At 70.7% G+C, this 15,536-nt stretch carries 16 protein-coding genes (1 of these 16 running past the window's edge); 10 read left to right on the plus strand and 6 right to left on the minus strand.

What is annotated here, in order from left to right:
- The first annotated feature begins 30 nt into the window (after window positions 1-30).
- The 4 genes from mutS (at window position 31) to HHL28_RS18820 (ending at window position 5,056) form a co-directional block, all read left to right on the plus strand.
- Window positions 31-2,880 carry a DNA mismatch repair protein MutS gene (gene mutS, locus HHL28_RS14495; protein WP_404325845.1) on the plus strand — a complete coding sequence of 950 codons (2,850 nt, stop codon included), beginning with the start codon at window positions 31-33 and terminating at the stop codon, window positions 2,878-2,880.
- Window positions 2,801-3,349 carry a Uma2 family endonuclease gene (locus tag HHL28_RS14500; RefSeq protein ID WP_075769939.1) on the plus strand — a complete coding sequence of 183 codons (549 nt, stop codon included), beginning with the start codon at window positions 2,801-2,803 and terminating at the stop codon, window positions 3,347-3,349. The genes mutS and HHL28_RS14500 overlap by 80 nt, the downstream gene beginning before the upstream one ends.
- A gap of 220 nt (window positions 3,350-3,569) precedes the next feature.
- Window positions 3,570-4,853 carry an amidohydrolase family protein gene (locus HHL28_RS14505; protein WP_404325848.1) on the plus strand — a complete coding sequence of 428 codons (1,284 nt, stop codon included), beginning with the start codon at window positions 3,570-3,572 and terminating at the stop codon, window positions 4,851-4,853.
- Window positions 4,739-5,056, plus strand: a complete 318-nt coding sequence (locus tag HHL28_RS18820) for a hypothetical protein (protein ID WP_404326937.1) — start codon at window positions 4,739-4,741, stop codon at window positions 5,054-5,056. Before HHL28_RS14505 ends, HHL28_RS18820 begins: the two co-directional genes overlap by 115 nt.
- A 691-nt stretch (window positions 5,057-5,747) precedes the next feature.
- On the opposite strand, the gene HHL28_RS14510 is transcribed toward HHL28_RS18820, so the two are convergent.
- On the minus strand, window positions 5,748-6,080 hold the full coding sequence (locus HHL28_RS14510; RefSeq protein ID WP_169655348.1) for a hypothetical protein: 333 nt from the start codon (window positions 6,078-6,080) through the stop codon (window positions 5,748-5,750).
- Between the two features lie 133 nt (window positions 6,081-6,213).
- Between HHL28_RS14510 and HHL28_RS14515 the strand changes: the two genes are divergently transcribed.
- Window positions 6,214-6,762, plus strand: coding sequence for a hypothetical protein (locus HHL28_RS14515; protein ID WP_075769942.1), 549 nt, complete (start codon window positions 6,214-6,216; stop codon window positions 6,760-6,762).
- Window positions 6,763-6,919: 157 nt separating this feature from the next.
- Here the strand turns inward: HHL28_RS14515 and HHL28_RS14520 are convergent, their stop codons facing one another.
- Window positions 6,920-7,387: a DUF1178 family protein gene (locus tag HHL28_RS14520; RefSeq protein WP_075769943.1), complete on the minus strand. Its 468-nt coding sequence runs from the start codon at window positions 7,385-7,387 to the stop codon at window positions 6,920-6,922.
- 178 nt (window positions 7,388-7,565) lie between these two features.
- On the opposite strand from HHL28_RS14520, the gene HHL28_RS14525 reads away from it, so the two are divergent.
- From HHL28_RS14525 to HHL28_RS14535, 3 genes are all read left to right on the plus strand, one after another.
- A complete protein-coding gene (locus HHL28_RS14525; protein ID WP_169655717.1) occupies window positions 7,566-8,108 on the plus strand; it encodes a class I SAM-dependent methyltransferase in 543 nt (180 codons plus the stop codon).
- Between the two features lie 191 nt (window positions 8,109-8,299).
- The gene (locus HHL28_RS14530) at window positions 8,300-9,931 is read left to right on the plus strand and encodes a sensor histidine kinase (protein WP_075769945.1); all 1,632 of its coding nucleotides are present in this window, start codon (window positions 8,300-8,302) and stop codon (window positions 9,929-9,931) included.
- Entirely contained in the window at window positions 9,928-10,308 is a 381-nt protein-coding gene (locus HHL28_RS14535) for a response regulator (RefSeq protein ID WP_075769946.1), read from the plus strand. The genes HHL28_RS14530 and HHL28_RS14535 overlap by 4 nt, the downstream gene beginning before the upstream one ends.
- 57 nt (window positions 10,309-10,365) lie before the next feature.
- Here HHL28_RS14535 and HHL28_RS14540 read toward each other — a convergent pair whose 3' ends face one another.
- A complete protein-coding gene (locus tag HHL28_RS14540; RefSeq protein WP_075769947.1) occupies window positions 10,366-10,992 on the minus strand; it encodes a TetR/AcrR family transcriptional regulator in 627 nt (208 codons plus the stop codon).
- Window positions 10,993-11,159: 167 nt separating this feature from the next.
- Between HHL28_RS14540 and HHL28_RS14545 the strand changes: the two genes are divergently transcribed.
- Together HHL28_RS14545 and HHL28_RS14550 are read left to right on the plus strand one after the other, a co-directional pair.
- Window positions 11,160-11,687 carry an Mpo1 family 2-hydroxy fatty acid dioxygenase gene (locus tag HHL28_RS14545; RefSeq protein WP_075769948.1) on the plus strand — a complete coding sequence of 176 codons (528 nt, stop codon included), beginning with the start codon at window positions 11,160-11,162 and terminating at the stop codon, window positions 11,685-11,687.
- Between the two features lie 3 nt (window positions 11,688-11,690).
- The gene (locus HHL28_RS14550) at window positions 11,691-12,689 is read left to right on the plus strand and encodes a 2-dehydropantoate 2-reductase (protein ID WP_075769949.1); all 999 of its coding nucleotides are present in this window, start codon (window positions 11,691-11,693) and stop codon (window positions 12,687-12,689) included.
- A gap of 58 nt (window positions 12,690-12,747) precedes the next feature.
- On the opposite strand, the gene fmt is transcribed toward HHL28_RS14550, so the two are convergent.
- The 3 genes from fmt to rmuC form a co-directional block, all read right to left on the minus strand.
- Entirely contained in the window at window positions 12,748-13,689 is a 942-nt protein-coding gene (fmt, locus tag HHL28_RS14555) for a methionyl-tRNA formyltransferase (protein ID WP_075769950.1), read from the minus strand.
- A 4-nt stretch (window positions 13,690-13,693) separates the two neighbouring features.
- Complete coding sequence (def, locus tag HHL28_RS14560) at window positions 13,694-14,203, minus strand: peptide deformylase (protein WP_075769951.1); 510 nt, start codon at window positions 14,201-14,203, stop codon at window positions 13,694-13,696.
- A gap of 87 nt (window positions 14,204-14,290) precedes the next feature.
- Window positions 14,291-15,536: the 3' portion of a DNA recombination protein RmuC gene (rmuC, locus tag HHL28_RS14565; protein WP_404325855.1), read on the minus strand. Its footprint extends 275 nt past the window's final position; 1,246 of the gene's 1,521 nt are visible here — the last part of the coding sequence; its start codon lies off the right edge, out of view; the stop codon is at window positions 14,291-14,293.

Genomic DNA, 15,536 nt, shown 5'->3' on the forward strand with positions numbered 1-15,536 from the left:
CGCCGCCCCTCCGCAGGACCCGCAGAACCCGTGCCCGACACCGCCGAGACCCTCCCCCGCCCGCAGGACGCCCTCCAGAACGCCAGTCCCATGATGGCGCAGTACCTGGAGATCAAGCGCCAGCACCAGGACCACCTGCTGTTCTACCGCATGGGGGATTTCTACGAGCTGTTCTTCGAGGATGCGGTCCAGGCCGCGGCGGCCCTGGACATCACCCTGACCCGCCGCGGCCAGCATGCGGGGGAGGACATCCCCATGGCCGGGGTGCCCGTCCACAGCCATGAGCAGTACCTGCTGCGCCTGATCCGCGCCGGCTTCCGCGTGGCGATCTGTGAGCAGACCGAAGACCCCGCCGAGGCCAAGAAGCGCGGCAGCAAGTCCGTGGTGCGGCGGGAGGTGATCCGCGTCGTCACCCCCGGCACCATCACCGAGGATGGCCTGCTGGACGCCCGCTCCAACAACTACCTGGCTGCCCTGGCGGAGGCGGCGGGGGAGACGGGCCTCGCCTGGCTCGACCTTTCCACCGGTGAGCTGACCGTGCAGCCCATCGAGCGGGCCGGCCTGCCCGCCGCCGTGGCCCGCCTCGCCCCGGGCGAGCTGCTGATCCCCGAACGCCTGGCCCAGGTGCCGGAGCTGTTCGAGCTATGGGGGGAGTGGAAGAAGCGGCTGACCGTGCAGCCCAACGCCCGCTTCGACAGCGAGAACGGCAGGAAGCGCCTGCTCGCCCTCTACGGCGTCGGCACGCTGGACGCCTTCGGGACCTTCACCCGGGCGGAGGTGGCCGCGGCGGGTGCCCTGGTGGACTATGTGGAGCTGACCCAGAAGGGCCGGCTGCCCCGCCTGGACCCGCCCCGCCGCGTGGCCGCCGGCCAGGTGATGGAGATCGACCCCGCCACCCGCCGCAACCTGGAACTGACCCGCACCATGGCGGGGGAGCGGAAGGGCACCCTGCTGGCCGCCGTGGACCGCACGGTGACCGGGGCCGGCGCCCGCCTGCTGGCCGCCCAGCTCTCCGCCCCCCTGACCGACCCCCGCCGCATCGACAAGCGGCTGGACATGTTGGCCTTCTTCGTGGGTGAGGAAGCCCTGCGCCTGGACGTGCGGGAAGAGCTTAAGCGCACCCCGGACGTGGAGCGGGCCCTGTCCCGCCTGACCCTGGGCCGCGGCAGCCCGCGGGACCTGTGTTGCGTGCGCGACGCGCTGGAGCGGGCGGCATCCCTGCGCCTGAAGCTCACCCCCCAGGGGCACCTGTCCCCCCTGCCGGACGGGCTGAACGGCGTGGCCCGGGACCTGACCGGCGGCAGCGGCCACAGCCATGAGGATTTGGTCCAGCTGCTGTCCCGGGCGCTTGGCCCCGACCTGCCGCTGCTGGCGCGGGACGGGGGCTTCATCGCCGCCGGCTTCGACCCCGTGCTGGATGAGCTGCGGGCGCTGCGCGACGACAGCCGCCGCCACATCGCCAACCTGCAGGCCAAGTACGCGGAGCTGACCGGCATTTCCGGCCTGAAGGTCAAGCACAACAACGTGCTGGGCTATTTCCTGGAGGTCACCGCCACCCACGCCGACAAGCTGTTGGGGGAGAAGTACCGGTCGGTCTTCATCCATCGCCAGACCATGGCCGGGGCCGTGCGCTTCACCACGGTGGAGCTGTCGGACCTGGAGCGCCGGGTGGCGGAGGCGGGCGACAAGGCCCTGGCCCTGGAGCTGGAGCATTTCGAGAAGCTGGTGCAGGGCACTTGCGCCGTGGCGGAACCCATCGCCACGTCGGCCCGGGCCCTGGCCGCCCTGGACGTGGTCTCATCCCTCGCCGACCTGGCGGTGGACCGGGGCTGGTGCCGGCCCGTGGTGGAGGACAGCCTTGCCTTCGACCTGCGCGGCGGCCGCCACCCGGTGGTGGAACAGGCGCTGGAGGAGGCGGGCGGCGGCCCCTTCGTGGCGAACGACTGCGACCTGTCGGCGGAGCAGCGGCTTTGGCTGCTGACCGGCCCCAACATGGCGGGCAAGTCCACCTTCCTGCGCCAGAACGCGCTGATCGCCGTGCTGGCCCAGATGGGCAGCTTCGTGCCGGCCAAGTCCGCCCGCCTGGGCGTGGTGGACAAGCTGTTCAGCCGCGTGGGAGCGGCCGACGACCTCGCCCGTGGCCGCTCCACCTTCATGGTGGAGATGGTGGAGACGGCCAGCATCCTGAACCAGGCCACCCCCCGCAGCCTGGTGATCCTGGATGAGATCGGCCGCGGCACCGCCACCTTCGACGGCCTGTCCATCGCCTGGGCCTGCGTGGAGCATTTGCATGAGACCGCCAGGTGCCGCGGCCTGTTCGCCACGCACTACCATGAGCTGACCCTGCTGGCGTCCAAGCTGCCCCACCTGTCCTGCCACACCATGCGGATCAAGGAATGGCAGGGCGACGTGGTCTTCCTGCATGAGGTCGCGGCCGGCACCGCCGACCGTTCCTATGGCATCCATGTGGCCCGCCTCGCCGGCCTGCCTGCCCCCGTGGTCGCCCGGGCCGAGCAGGTGCTGGAGCTGCTGGAGAAGGGGGAGCAGGGCAGCGCCGTGGCGAGGCTGGCCGAGGACCTGCCCCTGTTCAGCGCCGCCATCCGCCGCACCCCGGAGCCCAAGGCCGCCCCCGCCCCGGCCGCCGGCCCGTCGCCGGTGGAAGAGGCCCTGAAGGGCATCAACCCGGACGAGCTGACGCCCAAGCAGGCACTGGAGGAGCTGTACCGGCTGCGGGGGATGCTTGGGGCCGGGCCTGACGATGGTATGCTGGCATCGCACCCGCCCTTGAGGGGAGCCGGACATGGGCACGGCCCGGAAGCTTGTCGCAATCAGCGTCGACGACTTCATCGCTTGGGAAGACCAGCAGCCGGAAAGGCATGAGCTGGTCGGGGGCGAAGTCTATGCGATGGTGGGGGGCGTGGTCCGCCATGGCAGGGTGGCGCGCAACCTGATGCTGGCCTTGGGGCCACAGCTGAAACGGCCCTGCGAACCTTTTGCCAGCGATATGAAGGTCCGGGCAGAGGAAGCCGGGTCCGTCTACTATCCTGATTTGGTCATCACTTGCCGGGAGCAGCACCCGCGTTCCACGGTTATCCATGACCCAAAGGTCGTCGTGGAAGTCTTGTCCCCCAGCACGGCCCGTTCCGACCGGCAACGGAAGCGCCCGGACTACGCCACCATCCCCTCCATGCGCGTCATCATCCTGGTGGACCCGGAGGAGCGGGTGGTGGAGCTGGACCGCCGCGACCCCGACGGCGGCTGGTCGCGGGAGACCTTCACCGGCGAGGGCACCCTCGACCTGCCCGAGGTGGGGGCGAGCCTGACCCTGGACGAGATCTTCGCGGAGTAGCCCTTGCAGGGCCCCTGATGTCAGCCCGGGCTTGACCCGGGCCCCTCGGGAAAGCCGAAGGGCCGATGGCGCGGCAGCGGGCTGCGGATTATCCTGAACGACGGGAGTCAGGGCTTTCGGTGACCTGCATGACCGGTCCCCGAGGGCCCCGGATCGGCGCGCCTGCGGCGCTTGTCCGGGGTGACATCCCGTGCCCTGCACCCGCACGAAAGGCGCGCCCATGGCCAACCGCCCCACCCCCCTCGACCCCGACGGCACCCGCCTGCCCATCAAGATCGACACGGCCACGAACGGGGAGTTCGCGCCCATCGCCCTGCCGCCTTCCATCCAGGCGGCGGTGCGGGAGGCGCATGGGGCGGCCACGGCGAACGCCCGGCGGCTGGGCGTGCAGCGGCGGGCCTTCCTGACCAGTGCCTGCGGGGCGGCCACCACCCTGCTGGCCCTGAACCAGGCCCACGCGGCCTCAGGGTCCACCGGCGGGCGGTTCGACCTGCCAGAGGTCGCCGCCCTGGACACCCAGGTGGCGCAAGCCGCGCTGGCGAAGCGGGAGTTCATCTTCGACGTGCAGGGCCACCACGTGAACCCCACCGGCGCCTGGGTCGGCAAGCTGCGGCCCGACCAGCGGCCCCTGAAATCCCTGCCCAACGCCGCCTGCGACCCGCCGGGGGCGGAGGGGGAGGTGCTGGGCTATTTGCGCTGCTTCAACGCCGACAACTTCGTGAAGGACGTGTTCCTGGACAGCGACACGGACATGATGGTCCTGTCCTTCGTCCCCGCCGCCTACGACCGCCAGCCCCTGACGCTGGAGGAGGCGGTGGCCACCAAGGCGCTGGTCAAGGCCCTGGACGGCACGGACCGGCTGCTGCTGCACTGCCCGGTGAACCCCAACGTGCCCGACGGCCTCGCCCCCATGGAGGCGGCGGCCAGCGCGCACCGCATCGCCGCCTGGAAGACCTATACCCAGTACGGCCCCCAAGGCCCCGCCAGCGGCTTCTGGCTGGATGACGAGGCCCACGGCATCCCGTTCGTGGAGAAGGCGCGGAGCTTGGGCGTGCCCATGATCGCCGTGCACAAGGGCATTCCCTTCGCCAAGGAAGGTTACCAGTACAGCACCTGCGCCGACGTGGGCCGGGTGGCCCGGCGCTACCCGGACGTGACCTTCCTGATCTACCACGCCGGCTATGACCCGGACGTGACGGAGGGGCCGTACAATCCCGACAACACTGGCGGTATCGACGTGCTGGTCCGCAGCCTGGCGGACAACGGCATCAAGCCGGGCGGCAACGTCTATGCGGAGCTGGGCAGCACCTGGCGTTTCCTGATGCTGCGCGACCCCACCCAGGCCGCCCATGCCATCGGCAAGCTGCTGCTGGCGGTGGGGAGGACCGGCTGCTCTGGGGCACGGACAGCGTCTGGTACGGCAGCCCCCAGGACCAGATCCAGGCTTTCCGCGCCTTCCAGATTTCCGAGGAGCTGCGGGCAAGGCACGGCTACCCCGAGCTGACCCCCGCCCTGAAAGCCAAGGTGTTCGGCCTCAACGCGCTGAAGGCCTACAAGGTGGACCAGCCCGGGTTTCTGCGGAAGGCGGAGGACGACACGGTCACCCGCCTCCGCCGCGCCTACCAGGAGAGCCCAGACCCCGCCTTCGAGACCTACGGCCCCAAGACCCGGCGGGAGTTCCTGGCCTTCAAACGGCTGCATGGGTGAATGAAGCACGTTTGGGGCAAGGTGCGGCAGCCCTGGCGTCCCCAAAGGGAAAGCGTCCGTCCTGGTCCCACCCGGGTCTTTGAACGCAGAGGACGCAGAGGGCCGCAGAGGACACGGAGTGTCAGCGCGACGGCACCGCCATCCCGCATCCAGCCGGGGCAGTGCCCTTCGTGCCAAGGGGCATGTCTGACAGGAACGGCGACAAGCGCCCAACCCGGGGCGACAGGACAACCTCTGTGTCCTCTGCGGCCCTCTGTGCCCTCTGCGTTCCCAAGCAACCGTCACATCGCCTCTTGGCGGCAGGAACGGCGCCCGCGCGTCGGGGTCGGGCTGGAGCTACACTTTGCTGACATGCGCGGCGATGGACAAAATTCCTAAGCCGTGCCACCCTCAACCCGCGTCCCCCACGGGGATGCCGGTTCTTGGGACATGGTGAACACCCATCCGTGACGATCCGGGCACCATCCGCGTGCATCCGTGTCCGGGTCCTTCCGCCCCGCTTAAGGAGACAAAGGAGACACCATCGCGATCCCGTCACCTTAGTCTCCTTAAGGCCGAAACCTCAATGATGTGAAGAGCTTGGAAGGTGACACGCGTCACCTTAAGCGTCACCTTTGGTCACCTTAAGGTAAGCTTTGTCACCCCAGCTCCCGGCCGGCTCCGCCATTCAGCTCCCGGCCGGCTTCGCCATTCAGCTCCCGGCCGGCTTCGCCTCGGCGGCCCGGGCGACGGCGTCGCTCCAGGCGTCCAGGGTGCGGCGCAGGCCGGCGGCGGCTTCCCGTTGCCGGTCGATCTGGCGGGCGGCTTCCGGGTCCAGCAGGGCCGCCACTTCCCGCTCGCTCTCCAGGCAGGCCTCGTACAGGCGCAGGGCGGCGCGGTCCCGTTCCAGGGCGGGGCCGGCCTGGCCGCCGCTCTCCAGGGGCGGCAGCCGGCAGGGCGCGGCCTGGGCCGCCCCCGCAAGAAGGGTTAGGGCCATAGCCAGGGGGAGGGATGGCAGCCGGGCCGCCGCGGGGCGATTTGTCATGGCTGACACCCTGCCACAGCCGGTGGGTATCCGCCCCGGCCCATCGGTGCGACCAATGCAAGCATCGGTGGGAGCCGAACCGCCCCGGGCGTGTTTCATCCGGCGTACCAGTCCCGGCCGAAGGAGTTCGCCCATGCCCCGCACGACGCGCCGCGTCGCCCGCCGGCTGGCCCCGTGCGGCCTGCTGTCCCTGGTCCTGCTGGCCGCCCCCGCCGGGGCGCAGCAGGGCAACCCCATCCCGCCTGACCTTCGCGGCGGCTATGAAAGCCTGGGCCGGACCCCGACTCCCGCCCCGCCGGCCACCACCCGCCCGGCCCCGGCCCCGGTCCAGCCCGTCCCGGCCTACCCGCCGCCTGCCGCCACCTCCCCCGGGACCCTGGGCCAGATCCCGTCGGACTATGAGCTGCATGGGGAGCTGGTGCTGGTCTCCGGCCAGTTGGAAGGGTTCGAGCAGGCCTGCGGCTTCGGCCTGAAGCCCGACCGGCAGGAGTTGCTGGACTGGTACGCCCATTACCGCCTGGCCCGCAGCCTGGACCGGCTGCGCGGCATCTATGAGCTGGGCGTCTCCCTGGGCCGGGAGGGGCCCTGCACGGCGGAACAGAACCAGGCCCTGGTCCGCCAATGGCGCACCCTGCTGAACCGCACCCGCACCTATGTGGAGCAGTACCGCAAGGCGGGGTGAGCGGTAAGATCATACCGAGCGCATGAGTTCTGGCTCATGCGCTCGGAGGCCGGCGACTGCCGGCCCGCGGGCCCATGCCCGCGTGAGCCAAGCCCGCGGATGCGGGCGCCCGGCGCCTGAGGGGCCGTTGATCGGTCACGATCAACGGCGGCCAGTATCAGTTCCCCGTGGGCACCCAGGGGATGCGGGCGACCTCGATGCCCTCCTCGCGCAGGCTCTCCGCCTGTTCCTCGGTGGCGTCGCCATAGATGGCCCGGCTGGGGGCCTCGCCATAGTGGATCTTCCGCGCCTCCTCGGCGAAGCGCTCCCCCACATGGTCGGCGTTGGCCTCCACCTGCCGCCGCAGGTCGCGGAGCTGGCGCAGGATCTCCGCCTGCTGCTGCTTAACCGGGTCCACGGGCACCGGCGCCGCCGCCTCGGCGGGGGCCTGGCTGGGGGCCTCCTCCCGCTCCTTGCGGCCGCCCTTGGCGATGCGGGGCGCCATGGGGGCCTTGTCGATGCCGGTGTCGTTGCAGACGGGGCAGGTGATGGCCTTGGCCGCGGCCTGGGCCTCATAGGCGGCACCGTTCCGGAACCAGCCCTCGAACCGGTGGCCCTTGCCGCATTTCAGCTCAAAGAGGATCATCGCCCTGGGTCGCCCGCCCTGACTGAAGCCGTAACGGCCCCGTCACATACACCCGATCGCCTTGACCAACAATGTGGTAGACGCGCCAGGGCGGGGCAAGCCGCCGCACCCGAATGGGAGAAGACCCGTGGACCACGCCTGCCCCCTGGCCGCCGCCACCCCGCCCAGCCCCTGGACCATGCGCTTCGCCCCGCTGGTGCGCCGGGGCGGGGCCGTGCTGGACCTGGCCTGCGGTTCGGGCCGCCACCTGCGCCTGTTCCATGGCCGCGGCCACCCGGTGGTGGGCCTGGACCTGGATTTGCGCGGCCTGGCCGACCTGGCGGGCACGCCGGGGGTGGAGCTGGTGCAGGCGGACCTGGAGAACGGCTCCCCCTTCCCCCTGGCCGGGCGGCGCTTCGCGGCCATCGTGGTGGCCAACTACTTGCACCGGCCCTTGTTCCCCGCCCTGCTGGACGCGCTGGAGCCGGGCGGGCTGCTGCTGTACGAGACCTTCGCCATGGGCAACCAGCGCCTCGGCCGGCCATCCAACCCGTCCTTCCTGCTGCGGGCGGGGGAGTTGCTGGAGGTCGCCCGCGGCCGGCTGCATGTCCTGGCCTTCGAGCAGGGGGAGGTGTCCAGCCCCAAGGCGGCGGTGGTGCAGCGGCTGGCGGCCGTGAACGACCTGTCCCCCGCCCCGGACCTGTCCGGCGACCCGGAACCCCGGCCCCTGCCGGCCCCGTGACGGCCACAGCCGCGGGTAGCCGGGCCGGCCGGGGCTCTGTGACTTTCCTTATCGAAAGCCATACCTAACTTTTCAGGGCTGTTTCACCCCGATTTCGGGTCTATCCATAGCATCCACGCCCTTGCCTTCATCCCGGCCTTGGTCCATGCCGGGGGTTGATTTCCCTGAGTTTCCGGGCCCGGAGCCCCCGCATGAATCTGTTCAGCCTGATGACCGACCCGGCCCCCTTCATGCCGCACGGCATGTGCCTGCTGTGGGAACCGGCGCTGATCTGGCTGCACGTGGCCTCAGACGTGCTCACCGGGCTCGCCTATTTCTCCATCCCCGTGGCGCTGATCGTCTTTGCCCGCCGGCGCAAGGACTTGGCCTATAAGTGGATGTTCCTGCTGTTCGGCGCCTTCATCTTCGCCTGCGGCACCACCCACTTCATGGGTGCCTGGACCCTGTGGCACGCCAACTATGTGGCGGAAGGCTTGGTGAAGGGCTTCACGGCGGCGGTGTCGCTGGTGACGGCGGCCCTGCTCTGGCCCCTGATCCCCAAGGCCCTGGCCCTGCCCAGCCCGTCCGCCCTGCGGGAAGCCAACGCCGCCCTGGCCGCCCAGGTGGCGGAGCGGGAGCGGGCGGAACAGGCGGTGCGCGCCGCCAACGACCAGCTCACCCAGGCCCTGCGGGCGCTGCGGGCCAGCGAGGCGCGCTATGCCGGCATGGTCAACAACGCCCCGGACGCCATCTTCGTGCTGGACGTGGAGCCGGACGGAAACCTGCTGCTCAGCGGTGCCAACCCGGTGACGCTGCGGGAACTGGACCGGCCGGAGGCGGAGCTGCTGGGCCGCCGGGTGGAGGATGTGTTCTCCCCCATGGCCGCCGGCGCCCTGGTCGCCCATGCCCGCGCTTGCGTGGCCGGCCGCGCCCCCGTCCGGTACGAGGTGTCGCTGGAGGGCAAGGCGGGCCGCCGGGTCTGGCAGGTGCTGCTGTCCCCCGTGGCCGACCCGGAGACGGGCAGCGTGGTCCAGGTGGTGGGCTCCAGCCGCGACCTGACGGACTACCGGACCTTGCAGGAGGAGCTGGCCCAGGCGTCCAAGCTGGCCACCCTGGGCACCATGGCCGCCGGCATCGCCCATGAGATGAGCCAGCCCCTGAACGCCATCCGCATCACCGCCACCGACCTGGCCCTGCTGCTGGAGGAGGAGGGGGAGGCGACGGACGTCCCCTACCTCCGCCACGGCCTGACCACCATCCGCGACCAGTCGGCCCGCATGGGCGGTATCGTGGACCAGATGCGCCAATTCGGTCGCAAGGACGGCACGGAGGCGGAGTTGTTCGACCCGGCGGAGCCCTTCCGCCGGGCGGCGGAACTGGTGGGCCGCCACTTCGCCAGCATCGACATCCGGCTGGTGGCGGACCTGCCGCAGGACCTGCCCAAGGTCGCCGGCCGGTCCGCCAAGCTGGAGCAGGTGGCCCTGAACCTGCTGTCCAACGCCCGCGACGCCATCGAGGAGCGCCGCCGCCAGGCCGGCGACCGGGCACCGGGCCGCATCCTGGTGGAGGCGGGGGTGGACGGCGTCCGCAACGCCGTGGTGCTGACGGTGGAGGATGACGGCACCGGCCTGTCCCCCGCCGCGCTGGAGCACCTGTTCGACCCCTTCTTCACCACCAAGGACACGGACAAGGGCATGGGCCTGGGCCTGTCCATCAGCGCCAGCATCATCGGGGCCATGGGCGGCCGGATCGAGGCCACCCCGCAGCCCGGCGGCGCCCGCTTCACCATCACCCTGCCCATCCAGCCCGTGCGGCAGGTGGGCGCTTCGGAGGCCGTGGCATGACCATGGACAGCAGTGAGAAGCCCCATGTGTTGCTGGTGGACGACGAGGCCATCTCGGCCCTCGCCCTGCAACGTTTCCTGGCCCGCAAGGGCTATCGGGTGACGACGGCCGGTGATGGCTTGGCCGCCCTGGACCTGGATGCCGCCGACCCCGCCGACCTGGTGGTGACCGACGTGCGCATGCCCAAGCTGGGCGGCACCGAGCTGGTCCGCCGCCTGCGCCAGACCCGGCCGGACCTGCCCGTGGTGATCGTCACCGGCTACATGGCCGCCGACCCGGAAGCCGCCGGCCTGACCGGCCCCCGCACGGTGGTCCTGACCAAGCCCCTGGACCCGGAAGCCCTGCTGGCCACGGTACGGGAGATGCTGCCGGCATGACGGCCGAAGTCCCGTAGGTCGGTGCCGAGGCGGAGCCGAGGCCCGACACACGCCCCTTCACCCCACCTCCACCCATTCCCCCAACAGCCGCGCCCACAGCGCCCGCAAGGCCGCGTTGCGCCCGTCCGGGCCGGTGGTGACCTCCTGCAGGGCCATGCCGCGCAGCATGTAGATGGTCAAGGTCAACAGGTCCGCCACGGCGGCCACGGCCCCCGGCTTCAGCCGCAGCACCCGCCCGCCCGCCTGCCCCACGGCGGCGATGAAGCCGGCGAAGACCGGGGCCAGCCGCGCCCGCAGCTCCGCATCCGTGCGGCAGGCCAGCGCCACCTCGAACAACACCTCCCGCCGCGGGCCCTGGTAGAAGCGGGTCCAGGTGGCCTCCAACAGGGCCGCCAGCCGGTCCCCGTCGGGCAGGTCGGCCGGGACCAGGTTCAGCGCCACCTCCGTGGACTCCCGCAGCATCTCCTCCGCCGCCAGGGCGACCAGATCCAGCTTGCTGCTGAAATGGTGGGCCCAGGCCCCGCGGGAGACGCCGGCCCGGCCCAGGATGTCGCTGAGGGAGGCGCCGTGGTAGCCGCTCTCCCCCAAACTCTCCAGCGTCGCCGCCGCCAGCCGCGCCCGCATCTCCCGCCGCCGCTCCTCCTGGGAACGTCGGGGCTTGGCGCTGGTGGGGGCCACGGACATGGGATGCTCCGGATCGGGACAGGCTGGCGCATGAACCACTTGCACGCCGAACCAAGTCGGGTCAAGATACAAACCAATCGGTCGGTTTTTGCAATGCGGGCTTTCGAATTCGAAAGTGTCCACCCCGTGATCGCGCCGCCGGAACAAGGGACAGGGAGGAGATCGAGATGAGCAAGCTGGCCCAGCACATGGCCTTCTACGCCGCCTACCACCGCCACCCACACAACAAGGCCACGCACTTCGTCGGCGTCCCGATGATCGTCTTTTCCTACCTGCTGGCGTTGAGCTACCCGCAGGTGGAGGTGGGCGGCTTCCCGGTCAGCGCCGCGCTGGTCTTCATGGCCGGGATGACGGTGTATTACATGAGCCTGGATGCGGTCATTGGGTTGACGGTGGGCATCGCCACCCTGCCCCTGCTCTGGCTGGCGCACCAGGTGACGGGGATGTCCGCCGCCGCGGGCTGGGGCATCGGCCTGGGTGCCTTCATCGTCGGCTGGGCCATCCAGCTGCTGGGCCACAAGTTCGAGGGCAACCGCCCGGCCCTGGTGTCCAACATCTGGCAGATGTTCGTCGCACCCCTGTTCCTGGCGGCGGAGGCCTTCTTCATGCTGGGCCTGCGCAAGGACGTGGAGGCGGAAGTGGAGGAGCTGGTGGCCCGCGGCGTGCCGGGTGCCACCAAGCCGGCCCACGCCTGAGCCATGGCAAGTTTCCAGCGCATCACCATCGCCGGGGCCGGCAGCATCGGCGGCTATGTGGGCGGCTGCCTGGCCCTGGCCGGCCGCCCGGTGACCTTCCTGCTGCGCCCCCGCCTGCGCGATGTCCTGGCCGCCGACGGGCTGCGGGTGACGGACTATGAGGGCTGGGACCGCACCCTGCCGCCCGACCGCTTGTCCCTGGAGACCGACCCGGCCGCCGCCCTGGCCGGGGCCGACCTGGTCCTGGTGACGGTGAAGAGCGGGGCGACGGCCGAGATGGCCGCCCTGGTCGCCGCCCATGCCCCGCCCGGTGCCGTGGTGGCCAGCCTGCAGAACGGCGTGGGCAACGCGGAGATCTTGCGCCAGGCCCTGCCAAGCCGCCGGGTGGTGGCGGGCATGGTGCCCTTCAACGTGGTCCAGCTTCCCGGCGGGCGTTTCCACCGGGGGACGGAGGGGGCCATGCTGGTGGAGGCCGGCATCCCCGGGCTACTGGAAACCCTGCGGGTGGACGGGTTGCCGGTGGGGGAGCATCCGGACATGCCGGCGGTGCTCTGGGGCAAGCTGCTGGTCAATCTGAACAACGCCCTGAATGCCTTGTCCGGCCTGCCCCTGGTGCAGCAGTTGGGTGACCGCCGCTGGCGCCGCATCCTGGCCGCCCAGCAATCGGAAGCCCTGGCCGCCCTGAAGCGTGCCCGCATCAAGCCGGCCCGGCTGGGCAAGGTGGTGCCGGGCCTGCTGCCCCATATCCTGCGCCTGCCCGACCCGCTGTTCCGCCGCGTCGCCAAGGCCATGCTGACCATCGACCCCCAGGCTCGCTCCAGCATGTGGGAAGACCTGTCCCAAGGGCGGAAGACGGAGATCGACTACCTGCAAGGCGCCGTGGTCGCCCTGGCCGAGCGGCACGGGTTGGACGCACCCACCAACCGGCGGGTGCTGGCGCTGGTGAAGCAGGCCGAGGCGGCGGGAAAGGGCTCGCCGGGGCTGGGGCCGGAAGCCCTGTAGGTCGGATTAGACGCGCAGCGTCGTAATCCGACGGCCCCAGCCGCTTTGCGGTGTCGGATTACGCTTCGCTAATCCGACCTACGATCGCTTCCCCCACCTTGTGCGGGAACCCCCTCAGGAACGCCGCCCCGTCCACCGGCCCCTTCCCCGGCCGCTGCACCGTCAGCAACCGCAGGGCCCCTGCCCCACAGGCCACCGTCAGGCCGCCGTCCAGCAGCGTCCCGGGCGCGCCGGCCCCCTCCGCCGGCTCGGCCGCCAGGACCTTCACCTTCTCCCCTGTCGGCGCGTCGAACCAGCAGCCCGGCCAGGGGGTCAGGCCCCGCACCTGCCGGTCGAGCTCGGCCGCGCTGCGGGTGAAGTCCAGCCGGCCCTCCTCCTTCGCCAGCTTGGACGCGTAAGTCACGCCGTCGGCCGGTTGGGGCTTGCCCGACAGGGTATGGCACTCCAGCCGGGCCAGGGCCTCCACGATCAGCTCGGCCCCTTGCGCGGACAGGGCATCGTGCAACTGGCTGGCGGTCATGCGCGGGCCGATGGGGGTCTCCCCCTTCAGCAGCATGGCGCCGGTGTCCAAGCCGGCGTCCATCTGCATGATGGTGACACCGGTCAGGTCGTCCCCCGCCAGGATGGACCGCTGGATGGGCGCCGCCCCACGCCAACGCGGCAGCAGGGAGGCATGGACATTGATGCAGCCCAGCCGCGGCGCATCCAGGATCGGCTGCGGCAGGATCAGCCCATAGGCCGCCACCACGGCCACATCCAGGTTCAGGGCGCGGAAAGCCTCCTGCTCCTCCGCCTTCCGCAGGCTCTTGGGGTGACGCACCTCGATGCCCAGGGCCTCCGCCCGCTTGTGCACGGGGCCGGGTTGCACCTGGTGGCCGCGGCCGGCGGGGCGGGGCGGCTGGCTGTAGACGCAGACCACCTGGTGGTGCGCCCTTACCAGCGCGTCCAGGATGGGCACGGAGAAGTCCGGCGTGCCCATGAAGGCGAGGCGCAGCGCCATGGCGTCAGGCCTGCTTGCGCTGCTTGTTGTACTTCCGCAGCAGCATGTTGCGCTTCAGCATGGACAGGTGCTCGATGAACAGCACGCCGTCCAGATGGTCGATCTCATGCTGGATGCAGGTGGAGAGCAGGCCTTCCGCGTCCAACGTCCGTACCTCCCCGTCCCGGTCCACATAGCGCACCGTGACCGCCTTCGGCCGGGTCACCTCGGCATAGATCTCCGGGATGGACAGGCAGCCTTCCTGGATCACCTGCAACTCGACGGAGGCCTGGACGATCTCCGGGTTCACCATCATCAGCGGGGCCGGCTTCTCCCCCTTGTCGGCCACGTCCACGACGATGACCCGCTCCAGCACGCCCACCTGCGGGGCGGCAAGGCCGATGCCGGGGGCCTTGTACATGGTCTCCAGCATGTCATCCATGAGTTGGGCGACACGCCCGTCCACGCCGGACAGGGGCTTGCACACCTGCTTCAGGCGCGCGTCGGGGATGGTGAGGATGGGGAGGAGCGACATGGTAAGGGGATCCAGGGTCTCGCGGGGCCGTGCGCCCCTGTCATATCCTGCCAATTAGGCGTGTGCGGAAGGGGCGTCAAGCAAGGCTTACTCAACCCCGCCCAGCATCGGCAACTCCAGCGCCTGAACGCTGCGGGGCGCTTGGTCCAAGGGCGCCAGGTCCGGCAGTTCGGCGCTTTCCGGGGCCGCCTTCAGCTCCTTGAACTTGCGGGCGGTGACCAGCACCCGGGTCTCCAGGCTGCTGACCGTGCGGTTGTAGCAGTCCACCGCGCTGCCCAGGCCCTTGCCCAGCTTCTGCATGTGGTCGGCCATGACCGACAGCCGCTCATACATTTCCTTGCCCAGGACGCTGATCTCCCGCGCGTTCTCCGCCAGCTTCTCCTGCCGCCAGCCATAGGACACGGCGCGCAACAGGGCGATCAGCGTGGTGGGGGTGGCGGGGATGACGGACTGGTCGATGCCCGCCTCGATCAGGGCGGGGTCCTGCTCCAGCGCGGCAGAGAAGAAATTCTCGCCCGGCAGGAACAGCACCACGAACTCCGGCGCCTCCTCGAACTGGCCCCAATAGCGCTTCTCCCCCAGCCCCTTCATGTGGTCGCGGATGTGGCGGGCATGGCGGGCCATCTGGCTGTTGCGGGTGGCGTCATCCGGAGCGTTCACCGCGTCCAGGAAGGCCTCCAGCGGGGCCTTGGCATCCACCACGATGGTCTTGCCGCCGGGCAGGCGCACCAGCAGGTCCGGCCGCAGCCGCCCCTGGTCGCCCCCATCCACGCTGGCCTGTTCGTAGAAGTCGCAATGATCCAGCATGCCGGCCATCTCCACCACCCGGCGGAGCTGGATCTCCCCCCACCGGCCGCGGGCCGCCGGGCTGCGCAGGGCGCGGACAAGGTTGGATGTCTCCGCCCGCAACTGGCCCTGGCTGTCTACCAGGGTGGCCACCTGGGTCTTCAGCTCGGCATAGGCGCCGATGCGGGCCTGCTCCAGCGACTGGATGGCCTGGTCGAAGCGGTCCAGCTTTTCCCGCACCGGCACCACCAGCTCGCCGATGGCCTGCTGGCGCAGGTCCAGGTCGCCTTTGGCCGCCTGCTGGAAGGTCTCAAGCTGGGTGCGGGCCAAGTCCAGGAAGCTTTCGTTGTTCCGGCGCAGCGCCTCCGACGACAGGGCCTTGAAGGCGTCGGCCATGGCCGCCTGGGCCTTGTCCAGCAGGGCCAGCTTCTCCGCCGCCTGCGCGCGGTCCTTCTCCAAGGCCATGGCCAGCCGCTCCGCCCGCTCCCGCGCCTGGGACAAGTCGTCCCGCAAGGCCTGCACCTGCCGCTCCAGCCCCGGCACCCGG

This window comes from Aerophototrophica crusticola (assembly GCF_012913305.1).
Lineage (GTDB): Bacteria > Pseudomonadota > Alphaproteobacteria > Azospirillales > Azospirillaceae > Niveispirillum > Niveispirillum crusticola.

Bases quoted from the DNA above. Each gene is read 5' to 3' on its own strand.
- HHL28_RS14500 (WP_075769939.1), top strand. From the start codon at position 2,801: ATGGGCACGGCCCGGAAGCTTGTCGCAATCAGCGTCGACGACTTCATC.
- HHL28_RS14505 (WP_404325848.1), top strand. From the start codon at position 3,570: ATGGCCAACCGCCCCACCCCCCTCGACCCCGACGGCACCCGCCTGCCC.
- HHL28_RS14510 (WP_169655348.1), bottom strand. From the start codon at position 6,080: ATGACAAATCGCCCCGCGGCGGCCCGGCTGCCATCCCTCCCCCTGGCT.
- HHL28_RS14515 (WP_075769942.1), top strand. From the start codon at position 6,214: ATGCCCCGCACGACGCGCCGCGTCGCCCGCCGGCTGGCCCCGTGCGGC.
- HHL28_RS14520 (WP_075769943.1), bottom strand. From the start codon at position 7,387: ATGATCCTCTTTGAGCTGAAATGCGGCAAGGGCCACCGGTTCGAGGGC.
- HHL28_RS14525 (WP_169655717.1), top strand. From the start codon at position 7,566: ATGCGCTTCGCCCCGCTGGTGCGCCGGGGCGGGGCCGTGCTGGACCTG.
- HHL28_RS14530 (WP_075769945.1), top strand. From the start codon at position 8,300: ATGAATCTGTTCAGCCTGATGACCGACCCGGCCCCCTTCATGCCGCAC.
- HHL28_RS14535 (WP_075769946.1), top strand. From the start codon at position 9,928: ATGACCATGGACAGCAGTGAGAAGCCCCATGTGTTGCTGGTGGACGAC.
- HHL28_RS14540 (WP_075769947.1), bottom strand. From the start codon at position 10,992: ATGTCCGTGGCCCCCACCAGCGCCAAGCCCCGACGTTCCCAGGAGGAG.
- HHL28_RS14545 (WP_075769948.1), top strand. From the start codon at position 11,160: ATGAGCAAGCTGGCCCAGCACATGGCCTTCTACGCCGCCTACCACCGC.
- HHL28_RS14550 (WP_075769949.1), top strand. From the start codon at position 11,691: ATGGCAAGTTTCCAGCGCATCACCATCGCCGGGGCCGGCAGCATCGGC.
- fmt (WP_075769950.1), bottom strand. From the start codon at position 13,689: ATGGCGCTGCGCCTCGCCTTCATGGGCACGCCGGACTTCTCCGTGCCC.
- def (WP_075769951.1), bottom strand. From the start codon at position 14,203: ATGTCGCTCCTCCCCATCCTCACCATCCCCGACGCGCGCCTGAAGCAG.